Here is a 22,200-nt window from a genome sequence, read left to right as displayed (position 1 = left end):
AGGGCCCGCGGCTTTTTCCTTGCCTGCAAGCCTATCCCTTGCGGTAGGCGCGGATGTAGTCGATCTCGAACTTGCCGGGGAACGGGGTCGTCTCGTCCGGGTCCGGTATGAATTTCGGGTCGTGACTGCCGAGCGCCAGGTTCGCCAGGATGTACATGTCCTCGTTGATGCCGTTCGGCTGGCGCCAGACCGGCTTGCCGTCGAGGAACCAGACGAGCTCCTCGCGCGTCCACTCGAGCCCGTAGACGTGGAAGCCATCTCCGACGTTGATCACGTCCTCGATCCATTTGTCGGCCGTCTGGCCCTTGGCGATCAGCACGCCCAGATGGACGGCGCTCGGCCGCGTGCCCGATCCCTCGAAGATGTCGATCTCAGGCGGCCAGTGCAGCGCTTTGGGCAGCAGCCAGAATGCCGGCCAGAAGCCCTTGCCGACCGGCAGCCGCGCGCGCATCTCGAAATAGCCGTAGGTCTGCCAGTGGGTGAGCTCGCTCGTGATGCAGCCCGACGTGTATTTGAAATTGAGGATATGCGGGCTGACCCCGACCGGGTCGGCGCGATCGGCCGTGATGGTGAGGATGCCGTTCTTGATCGAGAACGGCTGGACGCCCAAGGGATGGCCGGCCTTGCCGCCGAATCCCGGATCCATGTAGATCTGCTTTTCCTGGTTGATGACCTGGAACCGGTCCTGATGGTACCGGCTGCGCCAGGCGGGTGCTCCCGGTCGGCCACCGGTCGCGTTCTCGTTGATGCGGGTCACGTCCGGATCGTCGAACTCGTCGCCGAACACGAGCTTGTAGCCGGCGGGCACGAAGCCGGGTGCCGCAGCCGCAGCGGCCATTCGCGGCGCCGCCGGCGCGTTCGCCTCGAGCACCAGCTGGCCCAGCACCCCGTTGAGCGGCGCTGAGCCGTCCATGCGGGCAAAAAGACGGGCGCTGGCCCCGCAGGCAACCGGCCCGGGCTTCGCCGGATTGCTGCCGCGCAGCGTCGCGGTCCCGCCGGTTCCGCTGCGCAGGATGACGCCGGACGACCCCCAGCCGAGCTCGACCACCGTATCACCGGTCGCGTCGCTGCTGCCGCTGACCGCAACCCCGCCGACCGTCGCTTCGAGCCAGCCGCTCTCGCTATAGCCGAACCGGATGCCGCCGCCCTCCGTATCGAGCAAGGTTGCACCACGCACGCCGCCGCGCGGCAGGACGAGGCGCAGGAGCCCGGCCGGCCGCGACAGGGGAGCCGCGTCGATCGTGACCGTCTCCGCCGGGCGCGCGACCGGCAGGCTGTCCGTTGCGATCAGCGACGAAGCGACCCGGCCGAGCTCGAGCTGACAGCCCCAGGCGAGCGCCTCATGGGTCGATCCCGCAGCCCATTCCGGGCGACCGGGCGCGAGGTTGATCACCTTGTTGCTGATGTCGCGCCCGTCCCAATGCATGGTGAAGCTGACGCGCCGCCAGTCGGGCGCGAGCGGCACCCGCTCGAAATGGCCGTGGTAGGTCCCATAATCGAACAGGTTGAGCGACCATTCGGTGCCCTCGCCGATCTGGCGCAGATAGAGCGAGAGTGTGCAGATCTCGCCGGCCCCGATCGGACCGGCGCCGCCGACGATGCCCAGGTCGCCCTTCTGTTGATGGATGCGCAGACGGGCGACGGTATGGGAGCCGTCGGGCGCTGCGACGTCGGGCGCCACCGCCGCGATCGCCGCCCCCTTCGGCTGCCAGGTATGGCTCGCGAGCGCCAGCGCGTTGCGGGCATAGTTGGTCGCCGTGCCCTCGATCACCAGGCCCTGCGGCCGGCCGGTCGCCGGATCGAGTGCCTGGCGCGGAACATGGGCGGCCACCGGCTTGAGCGCACCGCCCGGCGCCTCGGCCATCGCCGGGCCGCCGCGCTCGAAACGAGCGCCGGCTGGCAGTCCTTGGGTGAAGTCGAGCGCCAGCAGCGGCGGGGCCTCGGCGGCCCATCCGAGCGTCGGCCGCCAAGCGGCCAGCGCCGCGGCGCCGATCAGGACGTCGCGGCGGGGGAGCGAAGCGAAGATCAAGCGCGGACGCTCCATCTCATGTCAGGGGCGCAACACTCCGGCCGGCAATCACCACCTCCGGCAATCACCGCCCGACGCGTGCTCGCCCCATCATAATCGGCGCGGCGGCGAACGGTGCCCTGGTTCGCCACCGCGCCGATCCGCCGCAGGGCGATCCGCCCAAGCGACAGCCGAGCAAACGTCAATGGCCCACCCGGCGGATCGACGAGGCTGGGGTCCAGGTCTGGAACTGATGCCCGCGCAGCGACTGGATGACGCCGAGCGAGGCGCCAGCCAGCGCCACCAGGATCTCGGCGATCGACGACAGCGGCCGCAGCTGGAAGCGGATGGAGGCCCAGAGCATCCCCGTCCCGAGAATTGCGAGCAGCGCCAGGGCCGCCGCCGGCACGCCCATGACGAAGAGGCCGGCCGCGGCGAACAGCGCCGAGAGCGCCAGATTGAACGCGGCCACCCAGCGCAGGAGCTTGTGCGACAGATACATATAGACGACGGCGGCCGGCAGCCGCTTCAGGCGCGGCCACAGCTCGCGATGGACATTGAACGCCTGGCAGGCGATGCGCACCTTGCGCCGGAATTCCTCCTTCGACGACGTCACGGATGCCTCGTAGGCGAGCGCGTCGGGCGCAGTCACGACCTTGTAGCCGTCGCACAGGATGCCGAGCGACACGAACATGTCGTCGATCAGGTTGGCCGGCACGGCGCGGTGCAGGTTGCGACGAATCGCGAACAGCGAGCCGTCGGCGCCCATGACTGCGCCGAACGCGCTCTCATGCCGCTTGATCGTTTCTTCCAGCCGCCAATAGAGCGAGCCCACCTCGGCGGTCGCGGTCTCCTCGCCGTTGGTATAGATGAGATGGCCGCAGACGCAGCCGACCTGAGGATCGGCAAAGCGCCGGTCGATCGCCGCGATCGCGGTCGGATCGATGCGCACGTTCGCGTCGGTGAAGACGATGACGTCGGCACTGGTGCGGCTCACCAGCAGGTTCATGCCGTAGGTCTTGCCGCGCCGCTCCGGCGAGACGACGAGCGTGATCCGGTCAGCGTAGGGCTCGAGCAGTTCGGCCGTGCGGTCGGACGAGCCGTCGACATAGACCAGGATGTCGAGATCGCCGCCCGCCGTCTGCCTGAGCTCGAGCATGTTCTCAACCTTGCGCTCGATGCAGGCCGCCTCGTTATAGGCGCAGACGCAGACCGCGAAACGATGGCGCATCCCTGTCGACAAAGGAGGGGCCGACGAATCGGGCCGCTGGGCGCCGCGGCCGCGCGTCACGAAGCGCAGGCTCATCGGATAGGAGACGAACGGATGCGCCGCCAGGCCCAGGAAGAGGAGCGAGAGCACCAGCAGGATCGCGGCTGCGGTCATGACGCGGGGCTCCTCAGTAGGCGCCACTGCGCCGGGCGACGGCGCCCAGCGTGCGCAGAAGGATCATGAAGTCGCCGCCGAGCGACCAGGTCCGGGCATAGCGCCGATCGAGCTCGACGCGTTCGGCATAGTCGATGTCGTTACGGCCGCTCACCTGCCACAGGCCGGTGATGCCGGGTTTGCAGGCGTGATAATCGTCGATCGCCGTGCCGTAGCGCTCGACCTCGGCCGCCACGATCGGGCGCGGTCCGACCAGGCTCATCTCGCCCTTCACGACGTTGAACAGCTGCGGCAGCTCGTCGAGGCTCGACTTGCGCAGGAACTTGCCGAGCGGCGTCACCCGCGGGTCGTCGCGCAGCTTGAAATCGCGATCCCATTCAGCCCGGGCCGCCGGGCTGCTGGCGAGCGTGCGGGCCAGCACCACCTCGGCATCCGGCACCATCGAACGGAACTTCCAGCAGCGGAAGGTCCGGCCGCCCATACCGATTCGCCGATGGCCGAACAGCGCATTGCCGCCGTCACAGCGGACCGCCAGCGCCAGCGCCACGAGCAGCGGCCCCAGGAGGACGATGAGGATGAGGCTCGCCGTGAGATCAAATACGCGCTTGCTCGTCCGATCAGCCGGCGTCAGCGGTTTTCGGGCCGTGTCGGCCGGCTGATTTGATCGGAAATCGGCTCCGTAGCTGCCCGTGCCGAAAGATGGCCGGTCGGCGACCGAGAGCCCCTCGGCGCGCGCAGTCAAATTCGACATCGATGACTTCATCGTGATCCCCGATCAAGTAAATCCACAGATAAATGTTCGCGGAGATGCTTGCAGGATCGGCTAGAGATACCCGCTACCAAGTTCGAAATCTCATTCGCATGCGCAGCATGCTAATGAAGGTGCGGGAGTCGCGTTCGGAGCAAATTTAGGGCACGAGCGGCCCCAGGGTTGCTTTTTTCTCGATTATTGGGAATGTACGGATCGTATCCGCAACTTTTAAGCGCTGCAAGCGTACCTCGGTAGCGACGAGCACCGCATGTCGTCTTTGCAACGCAACATAGTTCTATCAGAAAATTTTCCAAGCCGTTTCGGTTTTTTTCGCGGTCCATGGAATTTTCGGCGAAGAAAAACGTAAAATTGTCAACAATGCGAGGAAACCCCGCTGGACACCGACCGATGATGCTGCACCGCAAAAACTCAAAAAACTCCCATTCGCTGCTCTCGGTTCCGAAGATGCCGGCGGCTGCCTCGTCCTGGCCCTGGCCTGCCGATCGGATACCTACCGATCGGAGGGCCGGCAAGGCGATGGTCTTGGTCGCCTCCAGCCTCTGGGTCCTGCTTGCCACGGCGCTCAGCCCCTCTGCGGCGGCACAGTCGACGCCGGACCAGCCGGCGATCAACACACCACCCGACGAGGTCCGTCCGCACGAGCTGCTGCAGGACAGATTCGACCGACGCACCTCGGTCCCAGGAACGCAGATCGGCGCCGTGTCGTTCCAGGCATCCGCCGTGGCAGATTTGGGATACAACGACAACGTCTTCGCCCAGCAGACCGGGGTCAAAGGCGACGGCTTCGTCGACTACGGCGGGCGGATCAGCGGCGACTACCACTACGACGGCTTCCGGGCGCTGCTCGACCTGAACTATCAGGAGCGCCGCTATATCACGCTGCCGAACGAGGATTATTGGCAGGGCGGCGCGCGCCTCAACCTCTCGGACCAGATCGGCCGGGACGTCAGCCTGTTCGCACAGGGCGGCGTGCAGCGCCTGTCCGTGCCGCGCAGCGATCCGAACACGATCAACGGCTTCCAGCCCGCGACCTACCTGCTCTACGACGGTGAGACCGGCGTTGCTCTCGGCAACGGGTCCAGCAACCTCGTGACCGTCACGATGGGCGTCAACCAGAGCATCTTCGACCAGTCCTTCGGCTCCCAGGGCCAGATCATCACGAACGACCGCGACCGCCAGGAGATCTTCGGCGACGTCCGGTACGACCATACGTTCTTCGGCCAGCAGAAGGCCTTCCTGGAGATCCGCCCCGACGGCCGCACCTTCGGCCGCGAGACCGACGCCTCGGGCTTCCACCGCGACAGCAACGGCGTGCGCAGCGATGCGGGCTTCGTGTTCGATATCGACAGCCTGTTCCTGATCTCGATCACCGGCGGCTGGCAGACGCAGGATTACGCCGACCCGCGCTACGGCACGATCAACAAGCCGGACGTGGTCTTGGACCTGCTCTGGTCGCCGACGGACCTTACGCAGGCCGACATCAAGTTCACCCACGAATATTTCGAGGATCTGTTCGCGGAGAGCCCCGGCTACGTCCACGACATGACGACGCTGACGGTCAGCCATGAGCTGAAGCGCGACCTGCTGCTCAAGGCCTCCGCGAGCTACGATGCCCGCACGCTGCAGAAATCCACGCGCCGCTACGACATCATCTCGACGGACGGGCGCGTGGAGTACGAGGCGCTCCGCGGCTTCATCGTGGGCGTCGACTACATGTTCCAAAACCTCACGTCCAATGCCAGCCGCACCTTCAACGACAACATCCTCATGCTGACCTTCAAGAAGCAGTTCTGAGGCCGGATCAGAAGGGAACCACACCATGCCTCGCGCAGGCTCCAACATAGCTGCCCGCTTCGCTCCCCGCTTCGGAGCCCCCCTGCTCGGCCTGGCGCTGGCAGGCCTGGTCGCCGGCTGCGCCGAAACGGCGCCGCCCAACGCCCCGGAAGCGACCACCGATGCGAACCTCCTCCATGTCGGCGACACCGTGTCCATCACCGTGTTCGGCCAGGACCAATTGACCGGCGAACAAGTGATCGACGATAGCGGCGAAGTCTCGGTCCTGCTGGCCGGCCGCACCAAGGTCGCCGGCCTCACGCCGATGCAGGCCGAAGGGGCGCTGCGCGACCGGCTCGGCCGCGGCGGCATCGTCGTCAACCCGAGCGTCTCGGTCGTGGTGACGCATCACCTGCCGGTCTATGTCGTGGGCGAGGTGGCGAAGCCCGGCAGCTACGACTGGTCGGGCGACCTGCGCGCCATCAACGCCGTGGCGCTCGCCGGCGGCTACACCTACCGCGCCAAGAAGGAAGACCTGCGCGTGATCCGCCATGGCGATCCGCAGCACCAGCAATATACGGCCGATCAGTCGACCGGCATCGAGCCGGGCGACACGGTGATCGTGCCGGAACGCTGGTTCTGAGCGAGCGCGCGCCAGCGAAGCCTTCGCGCACGCGGCCCCCGGCAAGGCGATCGCCGCCTTGCCGGGGGCGGCGCCGCCGGCGTCGCACCGCGACCTTGGATCGCCCGTATCTAAATCCGATTACCTGCCCATCGGGCCAAACGCTCGCCTGGACGCGGCTCGACGCTGGCGGCTGACGACCGCCGCCAAATGACCCGCGACTAGAGGGCCCGCGAGGCTGCCGCGCCGATCGGCCGGCCCTCGGCCGCGCGCCGTTCGGCGATCGCTTCGGCGTAAAGCCCTTCCGTCTCGGCCGCGATCGTGTCCCAGCTCGGGATCGCGCGGACGAGGTCGACCAGGCCCGCGGCCATGCGCGCGCGGGTCTCGGGCTCCTCGACCAACCGCTGGATCGCCCGGGCAAGGCCTGCGACCTCGCCCGGCGGCACCAGGAAGCCGGTCTCGCCATCGGTGAGCAATTCCGCAAAGCCGCCGATGTTGGAGGCGACCATGGGACGCGCCGTCTTGAGCGCCGCCATCAGCACCCCGCTCATCTCGATCTCGCGATAGGGAAAGGCCAGCACGTCGGCCCAGCGGAACAGATGGGCCATCTCCTCGTCCGGCACGAAGCGGAAGTCGAAGCGGATCTCGGGCATGCCGGCCGCGGCGGCGGCCAGCGGCGCCGTGTCCATGTAGGGCTTGCCGATGACCAGGACTTCGACCTGCCGCCGCGTCTCCGGGGCGAGGCGCTTCACGGCCTCGATCATCAGGTCGATGCCCTTGTAGGGCTTGATCTTGCCGAACAGCAGGAAGCGCACCGGACGCCCCGCCTCGATCGCGGGCGGTGGGGCCGTCGGCGCCGATTCGTCGAGGAAGCCATGCGCGATGCGCTGCACCCGTCGCGCCTCGACGCCATAGGCGGCAAGCCGCGGCCGCGCCTGCTCGGTGTGGATGATGACCCGGTCGAAGCGCGTCAGGATCGTGGTGGCCCCCAGCCGCTGCACCGCAGCGCCCGGATTGGCGTTGAACGGCTGCGAATCGTGGCAGGTGATGACGAGGGGTGCCACCCGGGCGAAGCGCCCGAGGAACAGGCGGTCGACCACCGGCAGCGGCACCCATTGGAAATGGATGACGTCGGGCCGTTCGCGCGCGAGCTGCCGGGCAAGCGACGCCATGGCGCGCGCATGGAAGAAGCCTTTCGCGAGCTTTGCCGGCACGCGAGGCCAGTGGTCGACGCCGAGGGTGTTGAGCTCGCGATAGAAATGCTGGCGCAGCGGCACGCTCTGCGGCGGCGCGTCGCGCGGCCCCAGGGCCTTGCCGAAGAACTCGACCCGGTGGCCGCGCCGCAGCAGCGCCTCGGCCAGCCGTTCGTCATAGGGCAGCGTGAAGAGCGACGGATCGATCAGGGCAACGCGCATCCGGACCGCCCCCTCAATGCGCCGCAACCGACAGGCCGGCCGGTTCGGCCGCCGGCGCCGGCACAGGTGCGGCACCATACCGGATCATGGTCGTAAACGAGCCGCCGCCGGTGCGTGCGATCCGATAGGCCGTCCGCTTGCCCGGGCCGGCCAGATGCAAGGCCGAGATCGTCTCATAGGGCGCGTAAGGCCGGCAGAAGGCGCCGGCCTCGTCGTTCCACATCGGCACACCGCGATCGCAGATCCAGTTGGCGCTGGCATCGAGGAAGCGGGTCGGCAGCCGGTCCTGATAGATCGCCTGGTTGAGCGCGAACTGATCGTGCGGCGTGATCTTGCCGGTCTTGTCGATCGCGGCCTTGTAGCGTCGCGCCCAGGCCGCCCAATGCGGTGCCCCGGCGCGGATCGCGAACATGCCGGCGTTGAGATGCGGCCGGGTCAAGAGCCATGCGCCGCGGAACGGGCCGTATCCCAGGACGAAATGCTTCGCCGTCCACAGAAACAGCCAGCGCTGGAAGCGATAGGCGCGCTCGTTCTCGTGGGCGATCGCCATGCCCGCTTCGGCCGCCCCGTCGACGAGCCCCAGCACTGCGTCCTCGTTCTGCAGCCAGACGTCGGAATCGATCCAGCAATAGATGTCGTAGCCGGGGAAATATTCCGGCAGGAACGGCCGCACCAGGAACGCAAGCTCGAGCGGCCGGTCGAGCGAGCCCGCGCCCATATGCGGCCGGGGTGCCACGATCATCGCATCCCGCTCGGCGAGCCAGGCGCGATCCTCGTCCGACAGACCCAGGTCGACGATGCCTAGGGCGTAAGCCGGGATCCGGCTCGCCGGCTGGCGCGCCAGTCGCTCGAGCGACAGGATCATGTCCTTGAGCAGACCGAAAAACTTCGTGTCGGACGAGCTGACGATCAGCAGTTTGCCCGGTTGCTGCTCGGATGGCTGAAGCTTCGCTGGCACCGTGAAATCCCCTCGCGATCGGCGCGAGGCACGGAGTGCGGCCCGCAGTGGCAAGATCCTCAAAGCGCAAGATTCTGAGACGTTCGGCACGCCGTTTGTGCGGCGCAATATCGACATATTTCCCCGAGACGCGCCACGCAAACAAGGTGGTGACCGGTTCGTTCCCGCAGCGCACGCCCGTTTTTGTGGAATTTAGGGAGCAATCGATGAAAAGCCGGGCGACATTTCGGGACCCTTCGGCTAGGGTCTGGCGTTGACCAGCCGCACCTTCATCCGTTTCTGCTGCTGGAAGCCGACCTATGACATCCGCCGCACCACGCGTCTCCGTCGTGATGCCGATCTATAACGGGGCCGCATATCTCGCCGCCTCGATCGACAGCGTGCTCGACCAGACGCTGGGCGACTTCGAGCTGATCCTGGTCGACGACGGCTCGACCGACGACAGCGCCCGGATCATCCAGCACTATGCCCAGCGCGATGCGCGCATCCGTCCGATCGCCAAGTCCAACTCCGGCATCGCCGACACGCTGAACCGCGGCATCGCGGCATCGCGGGCCGACTGGATCGCCCGGCTCGATTGCGACGACCTGATGCTGCCCGAGCGGCTCGAGCGGCAATTGGCCTTCGTCGTGGCCAACCCGGACCTGATCGCGGCGGGCAGCTATTACGAGATCATCGATACCGACGGGTGCAGCCATGGGAGCCGCATGCCGCTGCCGCGCACGCGCGACGAACTCACCCGCTTCATCGAGGCGCGCGAGCCTTTGAGCTTCCTGCACCCGAGCATGATCTTCCGCCGGCGGGCGGCCGTCGACCTCGGCGGCTACAATTCGGCGGCCGAACCTGCCGAGGACGTCGACCTGTTCGCACGCATGCTGGCGACCGGCGCGCCGATCCTGATCCAGCCGGAGATCCTGCTGCACTACCGCGTCCATGCGGGCGCGATCTCGGCGCGCACGGCGACCCGGCAGTTCATGAGCGTGCGCTGGACCTATCATAATTTCTATGCGGCACGGGACGGCCGGCCAACGCTCAGCTATGACGCGTTCCTCGAGCACGAGCGGCGCCGGCCGATCGGCGAGCGCTTGGCCTTGCGGGCGCAGCTCATGTCGGACGGGCTTTACCGGCGCTCGACCACTGCACTCGTCGGCGGGCGCAAGACCACGGCTTACGCCTACTTGGCTCTCGCCTCGGCGCTCAGGCCCGGCAAGGCGATCCGCCGCGCGCTGCGCAGCCTGCTCGCGGCCCACCCTGCAGCCCACCGTTCCTGATGGCCCACTCCGTCAAGCTGGCGCCCTGCCAGGTCGATTATCTCAATCTGGTCCGCGCGCTCGCCGCCCAGATCGTCCTCGTCGGCCACAGCACGGCCTATTTCCTCGCCGGCCACGACCGCGGCGGCCGCTGGGAGCAGTTCGGCGTGCTCGTGTTCTTTCTGCTCTCGGGCTTTCTCATTGCGCTCAGCGTACGGCAGAAGCGCGACCGGTCCGACTATCGCTTCGGCCATTACGTGATCGACCGGTTCTGCCGCATCTTCTCGGCCTACCTGCCGGCGCTGGTGCTGGTGGCGCTGGTCGACAGCCTGATGCACGACCTGCCGGCTTATCCCTATGCGGCAAGCTCGACGCCGCTGCAGTGGCTCGGCAACCTGGTGATGCTGCAGGAATTCCCGGTGTTCCAGATCCTGCGCAGGCTTGGCAGCCCCGATCGGCCCTGGTTCATCGAGGCGTTCGGCTCGGGCCGGCCGTTCTGGACCGTGGCGATCGAATGGTGGATCTATCTCACCTTCGGCTATCTCGCCTTCTTCGTGACGCGGCTCCGGCGCCTCGCCGTGCGCGACCTCCTGATCCTGGCCTTGGTCGGCATCGTGCCGATCTACAACGCCATGGGCGGCGTCGGCCAGTGCCTGAGCTTCGTCTGGGCGACCGGCGCTGCCGCTGCCTGGGCGCAGGACCGGCTGATGCGGCGCGGCGGGCCGCAGGCGCTGCCGGGCCGCGGTCGCTGGGCCTGGTTCCTCACGGTCGGGATCCTGCTGTCGGCGATGCTGCTCGCCGGCCGGGCGTTCGTGACCGACACGCGGATCTACGACCTGCAGTTCGCGGTCTTCACGGCCGGCATCCTGTTCGGCGGCTTCTTCCTGCTGGGCGTGGCGCCGGTCACGGTGCCGCGCTTCGTCAGCCGGGCGATCGACCGGATCGCCGACTACAGCTATTCGCTCTACCTCATCCACTACACGGTGCTGATGTGGTTCGCCGTGCACCGGCCCTCGCCCACGCACCACGACGTCGGCACCTTCGTCGAAATCCTGGTGATCGCGAACGTCGGTGCCTGGGTCTTCTGGTTCCTGTTCGAGCGGCACTATCACCGGCTCGCCGCGCTCGCCAAGGGCCTCATCGACCGGCGCAGCCAGAGCCGCACCCTGCCGGCGGACGCCTGACCGGACCGACGATACACGGGCCAAGAGCGGCGTCCCTCCGCAGCCCTCATTAACCGCAGCCCCTATTGACCGCAGCAGGCGGCGGCGCCACTTCCCTATGTCGGCTGAAGGATTTCGGCGGAGGCTGCCATGGGGTTGCTGCGGATCGCGGGCCTGCTCTTCGCACTGGCCGTAGTCGCCGGCTGCGCGAGCCGGGACGGCTCGCTCAAGCTCAGCGGACCCTGCGCACCGGACTATGTGAGCCTGGCGCTGCAGTTCTGACGCCCGGCATGGGCGCGCGGGGCATGGGCGCACCAGGCATCACCGACCGGACGGTGGCCCCGCGGACGTCGCGCGGCCGGTTCTGCAGGACGACCAGGGCCAGGATCATCGCCTGCAGTCGGGCATCGACCAGGTTGCCGCCGAGCAGCAGGTAATTGACGAACAGCGCGCTTGCGAGCCAGACCGAGCGCGCGCCGGCAAAGAAGCAATATCCGACAAAGATCGAGAGGGGCACGGCGCCGAGGAAGCCGTATTCGAAGATGAGCTTGCCCCAGGTCGGGTCGTGGATCAGGTAGGCCGTCTTGTTCGTGAAGGTTTCGATCGCGCCCGGCCCCATGCCGAACAGCGTCGTCTGCAGGTGCGGATAGAGGAAGTCGCTGAACAGGAAGAACGGCGACAGGAAGCGCGCGAAGCCGCTCGACTGGTCCGAGTGGAACTCCTGCACGCGGTCGAGCAGCAGCGCGAGCTTGGGCCCGGCCACGATCAAGCCCAGCAGGATGACGGCCGGCACCGCCACCAGCAGCACGCCGCCAAAGCCCCGGCGCAGCAGCAACAGCGGCACGATCGCGCAGAACAGCACGAGACCCGTGCCGGAAAGGGCAAGCGCCAGGGCTGCGGCCAGCACGCCGATCCGCCAGGACACGCGATAGAATTCGAGCTCGAGAATGATGGCGATCGCCATCATCTGCGACAGGCTCGACGGCTCGAGCAGAAAGAAGCCGTTCGACTTGTTGAGCCCGCCCAGCCCCGGCGCCGGGATGACGTAGTTGAAGCCATGGCTGATCACCGCGCGCGGCAGGACGTCCCAGTTGAACAGCGTCTGCGAGTGGATCCCGACCTGGGCGAAGAACTGCAGGATGCCGGCGATCGCGATGATGAGCAGCATGCGCCGAACGGTGGTGATCACCATGGCGAACTGCCGGTCGTCCGGCACCACGAAGATCCAGCAGGCATAGAGCAGCAGCAGATTGGCGAACGACATGTAGGACGGCTGGCTGCCGCCGCTCAGCATCACCGACAGCAGCAGCGTCGCCGCCGCCACGCCGAAGAGCCCGAGGCGGCTCGGGCTGATCCGGATCGAGCCGGTCAAGACCAGGAGCGCCGTGCCGCACAGCACGACGACAAGCGCCAGCGACAATTCGCTTTTGCCGACCGTCAGCGCGAAACGCGTCAGGAACAGGCACGAACTCAGCATCGCCGCGAGCACGCTCGAGACGATCGTGCCCTGCCGCGTCGCCGTGCCGCGCCATCGGCGCTCGATCCCCACCGATCCTAGCGTTGTATCCATCGAAATTCGCTCTCGTCTGCTTAAGCCCTTGTCAACGGTTTTGAGGCCAAAGTCGCTCCATCGCCCGCTCGAATTTGTTCCGCCGGCGGACTTCAGGCGGTGCGCGCGGAGGCGTGCCGGAAACGGGGTCCGTCAAAAAGTTTCTTCTTGAACGTGGCCGGTTAAATCGCGCCACGGGAGCCAGCAGCATGTCCGCGGAGACCGAAGCCGAGATCTTGATGCCGCAGGCCGACGACGTCGACCCGTTCTTCAAGATTCTTGCCAATCGCGTCGGCCCCTCGATCGCCGGGTCCTTTACGGCGAGCCAGTTCATGGCGTTGAAGCGCGCCTTCGGCACGCGGCCGATCGGCCGCCATCCGATCGACATCCGCGACAGCTACACGATCTTCGGCTTCTCGTTCTACATGGTTTTGCTCATGGGCCGCGAGACCCGTTCGGCTGACCGCCGCGCGCTCGAGGGTGTCACCGGCATGACCCGCGTCCTGCGCGGCGCGTTCAAGGCGCTGCTCTGCGGCGGCGTGTTTGCGGCCGGGGCAATAATTCTTATTGTGTGCAGTGCAACGAATTAGGAGTTCGATCGTTTACGCGAGGTGACTAGCACCACCATGTCGGCGTAGTATTTGGGCCTGGGCAAGGCCCTCCGCCGATGTTGAGATAGGATCTCGCGTATGACCGACGCCACCAGCGGCAGCGGGCTGCCATCGGCCCCGATTTATCGCCGCGGCGCCCTGATTGAGCATCCGGCGCTCGACAGCTTCGCGCCGCCCGCGATCGAAACCACGACGATCCTCGGCATGGGCGCCCTCTTGTGGCGTCGGCGCTGGGTCATTTGCGCGACGGCCCTTGCGGCGATGGCGGTAACTGTGCTGGTCGCCAAGCAGCTGACGCCGAAATACACCGCCGACGGCGCCGTGGTGGTCGCGACCCGCAAGATGTCGATCCCGGAGCTCGAGACGCTCGTCACGCCGACCGGCGACCAGGCGCTCGTCCGCAGCGAGATGGCAGTCATGAGCTCGCGGCAGGTGCTGAACGCCGTCGCCGACAAGCTGCACCTCGACCAGGTGCCGGAGTTCAATCCGACGCTGAAGCCCGAGGACGACAGCCTCCTGGCCCGGCTCAACCCCATCCCGTTCATCCAGGGGCTGATGCGCGGGCCGCAGAAGCAGGTGGGCGATCCGCAGGCCGCGATCCATGAAGGCGTGCTGTATACGCTCACGAAAAATCTCGACCTGGTGAACGACGGCCGCGACTACGTCATCTCGATCACCTACAAGAGCGAGACGCCCGAGATCTCGGCCCAGGTCGTCAACACGCTCATCCGCACATATCTCGACCAGTACGTCTCGGAAAACCGGGCCGCAACGATCGAGGCGAACCAGTCGCTCGACGTACGCGGCGAGGAACTGCGCAAGCAGATGCTCGAGTCCGAGCAGAAGGTCCAGGACTTCACCAACAAGACCGGCCTCTTGGTCACGCCGCAGGGCACCGTCGCCGGCCAGCAGGTGGCCGAGCTCAATGGCCAGCTCGCGACCGCGCGGGCCGACCGGGCAGCGGCCGAAGCGCAATACAACCAGGCGATCGCCGCCAAGCAGGGCGGCGTCGCCGCCAATAGCAACGTCCTGGCATCGCCGGTCATCCAGGCGCTGCGCGCGCAGGAGGCGGAAGCCGCGCGCAACCAGTCCGACTTGCGCAGCCGCGTCGGCCCGAACCATCCCGACCTCAAGGCCGCCAACCAGCAGGTCGCCGGCCTGCAGTCGGCGATCAACCGGGAAATCGACAAGGTCGTGAGCTCGCTCAGGGGCCAGGTCGACGTGACCCGGGCGCGTGAGTCGAGCCTGGTCCAGCAGATCGCCACGCTCAACGCCAAGGCGACCGCCAGCTCGGCGGCCCAGGACCAGCTGCAGCGGCTGAACGACGACGCCCAGAGCAAGCGCAAGGTCTATGACGAGTTCATGCTGCGCGTGGCGCAGACGGCGAAGCCGCAGGACATCCAGCAGGCCAACGCCCGCATGATCTCGTCCGCCGAGGTGCCGCTGCATCCATCGAGCCCGAAGATCACGCTCATGGCGCTGCTCGCGGCCTTCGCCGGCAGCCTGATCGCGATCGCAGGCTCCATTCTCTATGCCCAGCTCGACCATGGCTTCGAGAGCCTGGAGCAGGTCCGCACCGTGACCGGCCTGCCGGGCCTCGCAGCCCTGCCCATGGTGCGCAACCTCGGCCGCAAGCGCCTGCCGCACCGCTATGTCGTCGACAACCCGACCTCGCCGGTCGCCGAGACGCTGCGCGCCTTCCGGGCGAAGCTCCGCTGGGCGTCCGAGGGGCGGTCGCTGAAGACGATCCTGGTGAGCTCCGCCGTGCCGGGCGAGGGCAAGACCTCGTTCGCGCTGTCCTTCGCGCGGCTCGCCGCGCGCGATGGCTGCCGCGTACTGCTGGTCGAGTGCGATTTCCGCCGTCCGACGCTCGAGACGGTGCTGCCGCCGCCGTCGCGGCCGGGGCAGCCGAGCTTCCTCGACGATCCGGCCGGCTGGCGCGACTGGGTCGGCGTCGACGACCTGACGGGCCTCAACTACCTGACGGCGACCGAAGACACCGACCGGCTGGCGCCGATGCTCGAGTCCGACGGGCTGGGCGCGGTGCTGCGCGATGCGCGGCGGGAGTACGACTATATCGTCATCGACTCCCCGCCGGTCATGCGCGTGCCGGACGCCATGCTGCTCGCCCGCTCGGTCGACGCGGTGGCGCTCATCGTGTCGTGGAAGCGTACGCGCCAGCGCCTGGTGCGTGAGGCGCTGCGCCGCCTGGCGCTCGATCCGGACATGCCGACCGGCATCATCCTGACCAAGGTCGAGAAGGCGACGGGCCAGGACGTCTATTCCGGCTACAGCCGGTAATAGCGTCCGCCCGCCGCCGCGGCGCTACCGCCGGGGTTCGAAGAAATGGAAATCGGCGAACGACGTCTCGTCGGGATCGGCCGCGTCGAACGGGTAGCGGTTCGGGATCGTGTGGGCGTGTTGCCAGTCCGTCCGGTGCCGCGCCACCCACGGCGTGAACGAGCGATGGCGGACATGGGGCGACGTGCCGGGCGCGTCCCGATCGCTCGCATAGATCACGACATGGTCGGACGCGTGGTCGAACAGGCCGCGCATGTAGGCATCGAACGTCGTGTCCTCGACCAGATGGTAGATGACGTCGAGCGACAGGACGAGGCCGAACGGCCCGAGCTCGGGCGGGATGCTGCCCAAGACGTGGAACTGCTTGGTCGGGTCCCCGGCGAAGCGTTCCCGGCACATCCTGACGGCCGCCGGCGAGACGTCGATCCCGACATAGGCGGGATAGTCTGCAAGCGCCAGCTGGGCACCATCACCGCAGCCGAACTCGATCACCGAGCGGATGCCGCGCGCGCGCACGAACTCATTCAGCACCTCGGCCTTGAAGGTGGCGAGACGCCCGTAGGAACCGGCGCCGGAGGTGCCGCCTGCCCGGTAACGTGCATCCCAATAGTCGGCCGAGCTGTGGAACGACATCTGCCGGCGCCACCGTTCGACCGGCGGCAGCCGGGCGATCGAGCGGGCGACCGGGCCGACGAGCGGCACCTGCTTGACGAAATGCACGATCGGACGGGCTTTCGTGTCCGGCATTACACACCTGTTGATAGCTGGATGGGCAACGTGCTCCGGCGAGAGATAGAATACACGCTAAGGATGCAATGCTGCACCTGCGTTTTCTCGCACTCCAGCTGGGAACCGCTCTCACGCCCGGAACGTTCCCCCAACCGAGCAAAATACGCGCAAGGCGCCGGAATCCCGTGCGGCCCGGCCGAGACCGCGACCCGACCGTCCGATCTGCCCTTTTCCGGAGGGCGGGCCTCGTCCGCCGGCACAGCCGCTCCCCTGCCCGGCAACGGGTGCCCACGTCTCCGGCGTCGAAGGACGATCGAACCGCAATGAGTCTGCGCGTCAAAGCCTTGAAATCGGTCCGCTGGACCGCGGCGACCACGGTGTCGAACATCGCCGCGCGCTTCGGCGTGACCTTGTTCGCCGCGCGCATGCTGCCGCCGTTCGAGCTCGGCCTGTTCGCCATCGTCAACCTGGTGCTGGGCTTCGCCTATATCTTCGCAGATGCCGGCGTCACTCAGGGCATCATCGCGAAGCAGGACGCCGACGGCCGCCAGCTCTCGAGCCTCTACTGGTTCAACCTGCTGTTCGGCTGCGGTGTCGCCGCCCTCTTCGCCGTCCTGGCGCCGGTCATCGCCTACGGCTACCGCCAGCCAGAGCTCATCGGCATGCTGCTGGTCGCCGCCGCCAATTTCGCCGTGGCCCCCATCGGCCAGACCTTCCAGGCGCTCCTGCAGAAGAACCTGCAGTTCGAGCGGCTGGGCCGGGTCGAGCTCGGCGCCAACCTCTTGAGCGCCGCCAGCGCCGCTGCCTTGCTGTGGGCAGGCGTCGGCATCTATGCGCTGGTACTCTCGCAGCTCCTGACCGCGACCTTGCGCAGCCTGTTCCTGTGGCTCGCCGGCCGCTCGCTCATCAAGATCGAGTTTCGCCTGCACTATGCCGAAATCCGGCACTTCATGCAGTTCGGCCTGTTCCAGGTCGGCGACCGGGCGGTGAACTACATCAATCTCCGGCTCGATCAGTTCCTGATCGGCGCACTCCTCGGGCCACAGCCGCTCGGCTACTACAACATGGCCTGGATGCTGATCGTGGAGCCGGTCTACCGCATCAACCCGATCATCACCAACGTCGCCTTTCCGGTGTTCGCCAAGAAGCAGAACGACCCGTCGGCCCTGAAGCGCGGTTTCCTGGTCGTGACCAAGCTGCTCTCGACGACCAACGCGCCGCTCCTGTTCGGCTTTGCCGCGATCGCGCCCCATGCGGTGCCGCTGCTGCTCGGCGACAAATGGGTTCCGGCCATTCCGCTGGTCGAGCTGTGCTCGATCATCGCCATGGCGCGCACGATCAACAATCCGGTGGGCTCGCTGATCCTGGCCGTTGGCCGGGCCGACCGCTCGTTCTACTGGACGCTCGTGCAGTTCGCGATCCAGGTGCCGGTCTACGCCGGCTGCCTCGCCGCCTTCGGCCTGCTGCCGGCGACCTGGGTGCTGGTCGGGATCAACCTGCTGGTCGTGCTCGCGGTCTATCGCTGGCTGATCGAGCCGGTGCTGGGCCCGGTGTTCAAAGAATATGTCGCCTCCTTCGCCCCGGCGATCACATTGGCGCTCGGCATGGGCCTGTTGGTCCGGCTCGTCGACACGCAGGGCCTGGTCGCCGGCGTGCCGCTGCTCCTCCTCGAACTTGCGGTCGGCGCCGTCGCCTATGGCGGCCTGACGCTCGCCTTCCGCCGCAACGATGTCGGCTTGATCGCCGGCCTTCTCTCCTCCCGCGCCTGAAGCAAGGAACGCCGATGTCCTCGCCCCCGCTCGTCTCCGTCGTGATCCCGAGCTTCAACCGGCGCCATTGCCTGCCGCGAGCGATCGCCAGCGTGGTGGCGCAAAGCCATCCGGCGCTGGAGATCATCGTGGTCGACGACGGCTCGACCGACGGGACCGCCGAATGGGCCGCCGGCTTCAGCTGCCCGGTGCCGTTCCGCTTCCATCCGCTCGAGCGCAACATGGGTGCTGCCGCGGCGCGCAACCGCGGCATCGATCTCGCGGAGGGCACCTATGTCGCCTTCCTCGACAGCGACGACGTCTGGCATCCGGAGAAGATCGCCCGCCAGCTGGCCGCCCTCGAGGCGAGCGGGCCGCGCTACGGCGCCGCCTATACCGGCATCGCCAGCCTGACCGAGGCCGGCCAGCCGTGCGGCGTCAGCCGGGCGACCGAGGCTGGCGACATCCGCCTGGCGCTCATGAACCACAATGTCGTGGGCTCGACCTCCTGCGCTCTCGTCCGGCGTGACCTGCTCAAGGCGGTCGGCGGTTTCGTGCCCACCCTGAAGTCCTGCCAGGACTGGGAGCTGTGGGTCCGGCTCTCGGCCATCACCCGTTTCGCTTGCGTGCCGGAGCTCCTGACCACGCTCTATATCGCGCCTAACGGCCGCATCACGTCCTCGGGCCGCAACCGGCTGACCGGCCATCTCTATATGTACCGGACCCATCTCCGGCACTATTTCCGCGATGGCTCGGTCGATCCGGCGCTGTTCACGAGCACGCTCGGCGAGATCTTCGTGCAGATGGGCCGCTCAGACTATGGCGCGCGCCTGCTCGGCCGGAACTGGCGGGCGAAGCCGCGGTCGGTGAAGCGGCTGGCGCTTTACCTGATGGCGCGTGCCGGTCTCGGCAAGGCGCGCTATTTCGCCGTCGCCGAATTCCTGAACCGGATCGAGGAGCGCCTGCGGCCGACGGCGCTCCGTGCGCCCGAGCCCGGACAACCCGTGCCCGGCGGGGGCCCCGCATCGGCGTCCGCCGCACGCGAGATCCAGGGGGGCGCCCCTGTGGCCCATTAAGGCGACCCGCTGATGCCGCGCGACAGCAAGACCCTGCGCATCGCCCTGTTGCTGGACAATTATCCGGCGATCTCGGAGACGTTCATCGACAACCAGATCCTGTCGCTGCTCGACCGCAGCATCGACGTCACGATCCTGTCGTTCGGCCGCGGCGTGCCCGACGCGAGCCGCCTGCACGGGGCGACCCGCCGCATCCTCGAAGCGGCACGGCTCATCCGGATCGGCGTGCCCCGCCCGCGGGCCGGCCGCGCGTTCGACCTGCTCTACCTGCTGGCGCATCCGATCGCGACCCTGCGCATTCTGCTGCGGGCGCTCGGAGCCGGCGCACTGCCGAGCCCCTACGACTTCATCCGGCTGGTCATGGCCGCGGTCGACCTCGGCAGCCAGCCGCTCGGCTTCGACCACGTGTTCTGCCATTTCGCGCCGAACGGCCAGTTCGGCACCTGGCTCGCCGACCTGGGACTCATCCGTGGGCGGCTTGTGACCTTCTTCCACGGCTACGACTTTTCGGAGCGGGTGCAGGCGCAGGGGCCCGACATCTATCGCCGGCTGTTCAAGCGCGGCGACCTGTTCGTCGCCAATACCAACTACACCCGCCGGCGCATCCTGGAGATCGGCGCGCCCGAGGCGCGCACCGTGCGCGTGCCGGTCGGGCTCTACCCGGATCGCTTTCCGTTCCGTGCGCGCAGTGGTGCTGGCGGTCGGGCCGTCCGCTTCCTGTCGATCGGCCGGCTGGTCGAGAAGAAGGGCCATGTCTACGCGATCGAGGCGCTGGCGCTGGTCCGCGCGGCCGGTGTGGACGCGAGCCTCGCCATCATCGGCGAAGGGCCGACGCGCCCTGCCCTCGAAGCCGCAATTGCGCGCCTCGATCTCGGCGGCCATGTCGAGCTTCTGGGCCGGCGCACGCAGGAAGATGTGGCGCGCCTCGCAGACGCCGCCGATATCTTCGTGCTGGCCAGCACGTCGGCGCCGTCCGGCGACGTCGAGGGTCAGGGCCTGGTGCTGCAGGAGGCCCAGGCGCTGGGCATGCCGGTCATTGCCAGCAACCACAACGGCTTCCCCGAGGGTCTCGTCGACGGCGAGACCGGCGTCCTGGTGCCGGAACGCGACCCGCCGGCGCTGGCAGAAGCGATGATCGAGCTCGCGCGCCGGCCGGAACGCTGGACGCCCATGGGCAGCGCCGGCAGTGCCTGGGTACGGCGCCATTTCGACCAGGCCTACCTGACCGAGCAACTCCTGATCCTTTTGGGCGAGGTGCCCCATGCAACCGCAGAACATGCCTGACGCCGCCCAGAATCAGAGCCGGAGCCAGAACCAGCCGCAAGTCAAGCCGGCCGACGGCAAGCTCGACGTCGTTAATGGCCTGCGCGGCGCCGCCATCGTCGCCGTCGTCTGGCAACATCTGTTCGGGCTCTATTTCAAGGCCGGCAGCGTCATCGCCCTGCCCGCGGCGGTGACCGACCGGCTGTACTTCCTCGCCTACGGCTGGACCGGCGTGCTGCTGTTTTTCGTGCTGTCGGGCTTCGTGCTCTACCTGCCGTTCGCGCGCGGCCGGGCGACGATGCGGAGTGCTGCCGACGCTCGTGCCTTCTATCGCCGGCGCGCGGCCCGCCTGCTGCCGCTCTACTATATCGTCGCCCTGCTCTGCCTGGTGCTGAACCAGGTGCCGCCGGTGCACGACCTGCGCCTGCCGCTCGAACTGATCTCGATTGCGGGCGCGCTCTTCACCTTCGCGCCGCACGGCTTCGAGCCGCATCTGAACCCGCCGCTCTGGTCCCTGGGCGTCGAGATCTGGTTCAGCATCCTGTTCCCGGCCATGATCATCGCATTCCGGCGCTGGGGCGCCGTCCGCACGATCCTCTCTGCGACGGTCCTCAGCCTCGTCTCGCGCGCGCTCGGCATCGCGCTCTCGCCGGCCCACCCGATCCAGCCGCTGACGATGGGGCTCACCGCCAATCTCGAGATCTTCGCGGTCGGCATGGCACTGGCAGAGGCCTATGTCGCCGGCATCCGCGTCCGCTGGCCGCGCCTCGTGACGCTCGGCGGCGCGCTGATCCTGGCGCTCGGCATGACGGCCGCCCACTGGCTCGAGCGCTGGATCGAGATCTTCTTCCCCGACCTCATGGCGATCGGTTTCGCCGCCGTCCTCGCCGGCCTCCTGTCGCTCGAGCGCGGCTGGCTGCGCGCCGCCTTCGCCAACCGGCCGATCCAGGTGCTGGGCATGATGTGCTTCAGCCTCTACGTCTGGCACGAGCCGCTGCTGCGCAATCTCTTCCAGGCCGAGGCGGCCCCGCTCGACGATCTGGCGCGGACGCTGCCGATCTTCCTGTTCCTGCTGCTCGCCGTCGGGGCCTTGTCCTATCGCTTCATCGAGTTCGGCCGCAGCCGCGACTGGCGGGCACTGTTCCTGCTCGCCCCGGCCGCGGCACCGGTCACCGTGCAGGCGGCCCCCAGGCCGCGCGACGCCGACGTCGGCTGACGCAACACTCGCAATCCCTGACCTGGACGAGCGCGACGCCGCAGCCCTCACCGGCTGCGGCGTCGCGATTCTATCCTGCGTCATTGCAAGTTCTATTTTTTCTCCTTTTTCGCGCATAATATAAAAATACGAGAATCGGTCTAAGGCTTTTTCTTATTTATGGATACTTTGACGAGTCAATTTATCTATAATGTCAAATATTTAGATCCTGCCGGTTGAGCACGGTTTTAGACTCTATTAACTGCCTGTGACCATTTTGGGGACGTCGGCAACAAGGTCGTGAACATCGAACTCTGCAGCGAACTCGGGCGCGATTATTTCGCCCCCGACCGGCTGCGGCAGAGCTGCCATGTCACGAGCAT

Annotated in this window: 18 protein-coding genes; 11 read left to right on the top strand and 7 right to left on the bottom strand. The window is 67.4% G+C overall.

Going from position 1 to position 22,200, the window contains the following annotated elements; all coding sequences use genetic code 11:
* Positions 1 to 31 precede the first annotated feature (31 nt).
* The 3 genes from IEY58_RS00530 to IEY58_RS00520 all read right to left on the bottom strand — a co-directional run bounded on the left by IEY58_RS00530 (position 32) and on the right by IEY58_RS00520 (position 4,143).
* Positions 32 to 2,029: a glycoside hydrolase family 16 protein gene (locus IEY58_RS00530; RefSeq protein WP_189041323.1), complete on the bottom strand. Its 1,998-nt coding sequence runs from the start codon at positions 2,027 to 2,029 to the stop codon at positions 32 to 34.
* Positions 2,030 to 2,210: 181 nt separating this feature from the next.
* On the bottom strand, positions 2,211 to 3,392 hold the full coding sequence (locus tag IEY58_RS00525; RefSeq protein ID WP_189041321.1) for a glycosyltransferase: 1,182 nt from the start codon (positions 3,390 to 3,392) through the stop codon (positions 2,211 to 2,213).
* 13 nt (positions 3,393 to 3,405) lie between these two features.
* Positions 3,406 to 4,143 carry a sugar transferase gene (locus IEY58_RS00520; RefSeq protein ID WP_229743386.1) on the bottom strand — a complete coding sequence of 246 codons (738 nt, stop codon included), beginning with the start codon at positions 4,141 to 4,143 and terminating at the stop codon, positions 3,406 to 3,408.
* Between the two features lie 537 nt (positions 4,144 to 4,680).
* Here IEY58_RS00520 and IEY58_RS00515 point away from each other — a divergent pair.
* Both IEY58_RS00515 and IEY58_RS00510 read left to right on the top strand, forming a co-directional pair.
* A complete protein-coding gene (locus tag IEY58_RS00515; RefSeq protein ID WP_189041317.1) occupies positions 4,681 to 5,958 on the top strand; it encodes an outer membrane beta-barrel protein in 1,278 nt (425 codons plus the stop codon).
* A 25-nt stretch (positions 5,959 to 5,983) separates the two neighbouring features.
* Complete coding sequence (locus IEY58_RS00510) at positions 5,984 to 6,580, top strand: polysaccharide biosynthesis/export family protein (protein WP_189041315.1); 597 nt, start codon at positions 5,984 to 5,986, stop codon at positions 6,578 to 6,580.
* A 200-nt stretch (positions 6,581 to 6,780) separates the two neighbouring features.
* Here IEY58_RS00510 and IEY58_RS00505 read toward each other — a convergent pair whose 3' ends face one another.
* Complete coding sequence (locus IEY58_RS00505; protein ID WP_189041313.1) at positions 6,781 to 7,974, bottom strand: glycosyltransferase family 4 protein; 1,194 nt, start codon at positions 7,972 to 7,974, stop codon at positions 6,781 to 6,783.
* A gap of 13 nt (positions 7,975 to 7,987) precedes the next feature.
* Positions 7,988 to 8,932, bottom strand: coding sequence for a hypothetical protein (locus tag IEY58_RS00500; protein WP_189041312.1), 945 nt, complete (start codon positions 8,930 to 8,932; stop codon positions 7,988 to 7,990).
* 299 nt (positions 8,933 to 9,231) lie between these two features.
* Here IEY58_RS00500 and IEY58_RS00495 point away from each other — a divergent pair, with 299 nt between their 5' ends.
* From IEY58_RS00495 to IEY58_RS34555, 3 genes are all read left to right on the top strand, one after another.
* A complete protein-coding gene (locus tag IEY58_RS00495; protein ID WP_189041310.1) occupies positions 9,232 to 10,203 on the top strand; it encodes a glycosyltransferase family 2 protein in 972 nt (323 codons plus the stop codon).
* Positions 10,203 to 11,366: an acyltransferase family protein gene (locus tag IEY58_RS00490; RefSeq protein WP_189041308.1), complete on the top strand. Its 1,164-nt coding sequence runs from the start codon at positions 10,203 to 10,205 to the stop codon at positions 11,364 to 11,366. Before IEY58_RS00495 ends, IEY58_RS00490 begins: the two co-directional genes overlap by 1 nt.
* Before the next feature lie 129 nt (positions 11,367 to 11,495).
* Positions 11,496 to 11,627, top strand: a complete 132-nt coding sequence (locus tag IEY58_RS34555; RefSeq protein WP_268237539.1) for a hypothetical protein — start codon at positions 11,496 to 11,498, stop codon at positions 11,625 to 11,627.
* Here the strand turns inward: IEY58_RS34555 and IEY58_RS00485 are convergent.
* Complete coding sequence (locus IEY58_RS00485) at positions 11,578 to 12,915, bottom strand: hypothetical protein (RefSeq protein ID WP_189041306.1); 1,338 nt, start codon at positions 12,913 to 12,915, stop codon at positions 11,578 to 11,580. The two genes, IEY58_RS34555 and IEY58_RS00485, sit on opposite strands and share 50 nt — an antisense overlap.
* 188 nt (positions 12,916 to 13,103) lie before the next feature.
* On the opposite strand from IEY58_RS00485, the gene IEY58_RS00480 reads away from it, so the two are divergent.
* Positions 13,104 to 13,484 carry a hypothetical protein gene (locus IEY58_RS00480; protein ID WP_189041304.1) on the top strand — a complete coding sequence of 127 codons (381 nt, stop codon included), beginning with the start codon at positions 13,104 to 13,106 and terminating at the stop codon, positions 13,482 to 13,484.
* Positions 13,485 to 13,583: 99 nt separating this feature from the next.
* The gene (locus tag IEY58_RS00475) at positions 13,584 to 15,806 is read left to right on the top strand and encodes a GumC family protein (protein WP_189041302.1); all 2,223 of its coding nucleotides are present in this window, start codon (positions 13,584 to 13,586) and stop codon (positions 15,804 to 15,806) included.
* A 24-nt stretch (positions 15,807 to 15,830) separates the two neighbouring features.
* On the opposite strand, the gene IEY58_RS00470 is transcribed toward IEY58_RS00475, so the two are convergent.
* Positions 15,831 to 16,553 (bottom strand): class I SAM-dependent methyltransferase, encoded by a 723-nt coding sequence (locus IEY58_RS00470; RefSeq protein WP_189041300.1) that lies wholly within the window; start codon positions 16,551 to 16,553, stop codon positions 15,831 to 15,833.
* Between the two features lie 305 nt (positions 16,554 to 16,858).
* Between IEY58_RS00470 and IEY58_RS00465 the strand changes: the two genes are divergently transcribed.
* Genes IEY58_RS00465 through IEY58_RS00450 form a run of 4 tightly spaced genes read left to right on the top strand, consistent with a single transcriptional unit; the run spans position 16,859 to position 21,838 of the window.
* A complete protein-coding gene (locus IEY58_RS00465) occupies positions 16,859 to 18,304 on the top strand; it encodes an MOP flippase family protein (RefSeq protein WP_189041298.1) in 1,446 nt (481 codons plus the stop codon).
* A 14-nt stretch (positions 18,305 to 18,318) separates the two neighbouring features.
* Positions 18,319 to 19,359 carry a glycosyltransferase family 2 protein gene (locus tag IEY58_RS00460; protein ID WP_189041296.1) on the top strand — a complete coding sequence of 347 codons (1,041 nt, stop codon included), beginning with the start codon at positions 18,319 to 18,321 and terminating at the stop codon, positions 19,357 to 19,359.
* A gap of 12 nt (positions 19,360 to 19,371) precedes the next feature.
* Positions 19,372 to 20,643 (top strand): glycosyltransferase, encoded by a 1,272-nt coding sequence (locus IEY58_RS00455; RefSeq protein WP_189041294.1) that lies wholly within the window; start codon positions 19,372 to 19,374, stop codon positions 20,641 to 20,643.
* Positions 20,621 to 21,838: an acyltransferase family protein gene (locus IEY58_RS00450; RefSeq protein WP_189041292.1), complete on the top strand. Its 1,218-nt coding sequence runs from the start codon at positions 20,621 to 20,623 to the stop codon at positions 21,836 to 21,838. The genes IEY58_RS00455 and IEY58_RS00450 overlap by 23 nt, the downstream gene beginning before the upstream one ends.
* The last annotated feature ends 362 nt before the right edge of the window (positions 21,839 to 22,200 follow it).

Source organism: Aliidongia dinghuensis, from assembly GCF_014643535.1.
Lineage (GTDB): Bacteria > Pseudomonadota > Alphaproteobacteria > ATCC43930 > CGMCC-115725 > Aliidongia > Aliidongia dinghuensis.
Note: the sequence above shows the minus strand (reverse complement) of the source record. Positions and strands in the feature narration are given on the sequence as shown.

Bases quoted from the DNA above. Each gene is read 5' to 3' on its own strand.
- IEY58_RS00525 (WP_189041321.1), bottom strand. From the start codon at position 3,392: ATGACCGCAGCCGCGATCCTGCTGGTGCTCTCGCTCCTCTTCCTGGGC.
- IEY58_RS00520 (WP_229743386.1), bottom strand. From the start codon at position 4,143: ATGTCGAATTTGACTGCGCGCGCCGAGGGGCTCTCGGTCGCCGACCGG.
- IEY58_RS00515 (WP_189041317.1), top strand. From the start codon at position 4,681: ATGGTCTTGGTCGCCTCCAGCCTCTGGGTCCTGCTTGCCACGGCGCTC.
- IEY58_RS00510 (WP_189041315.1), top strand. From the start codon at position 5,984: ATGCCTCGCGCAGGCTCCAACATAGCTGCCCGCTTCGCTCCCCGCTTC.
- IEY58_RS00505 (WP_189041313.1), bottom strand. From the start codon at position 7,974: ATGCGCGTTGCCCTGATCGATCCGTCGCTCTTCACGCTGCCCTATGAC.
- IEY58_RS00495 (WP_189041310.1), top strand. From the start codon at position 9,232: ATGACATCCGCCGCACCACGCGTCTCCGTCGTGATGCCGATCTATAAC.
- IEY58_RS00490 (WP_189041308.1), top strand. From the start codon at position 10,203: ATGGCCCACTCCGTCAAGCTGGCGCCCTGCCAGGTCGATTATCTCAAT.
- IEY58_RS34555 (WP_268237539.1), top strand. From the start codon at position 11,496: ATGGGGTTGCTGCGGATCGCGGGCCTGCTCTTCGCACTGGCCGTAGTC.
- IEY58_RS00485 (WP_189041306.1), bottom strand. From the start codon at position 12,915: ATGGATACAACGCTAGGATCGGTGGGGATCGAGCGCCGATGGCGCGGC.
- IEY58_RS00480 (WP_189041304.1), top strand. From the start codon at position 13,104: ATGTCCGCGGAGACCGAAGCCGAGATCTTGATGCCGCAGGCCGACGAC.
- IEY58_RS00475 (WP_189041302.1), top strand. From the start codon at position 13,584: ATGACCGACGCCACCAGCGGCAGCGGGCTGCCATCGGCCCCGATTTAT.
- IEY58_RS00470 (WP_189041300.1), bottom strand. From the start codon at position 16,553: ATGCCGGACACGAAAGCCCGTCCGATCGTGCATTTCGTCAAGCAGGTG.
- IEY58_RS00465 (WP_189041298.1), top strand. From the start codon at position 16,859: ATGAGTCTGCGCGTCAAAGCCTTGAAATCGGTCCGCTGGACCGCGGCG.
- IEY58_RS00460 (WP_189041296.1), top strand. From the start codon at position 18,319: ATGTCCTCGCCCCCGCTCGTCTCCGTCGTGATCCCGAGCTTCAACCGG.
- IEY58_RS00455 (WP_189041294.1), top strand. From the start codon at position 19,372: ATGCCGCGCGACAGCAAGACCCTGCGCATCGCCCTGTTGCTGGACAAT.
- IEY58_RS00450 (WP_189041292.1), top strand. From the start codon at position 20,621: ATGCAACCGCAGAACATGCCTGACGCCGCCCAGAATCAGAGCCGGAGC.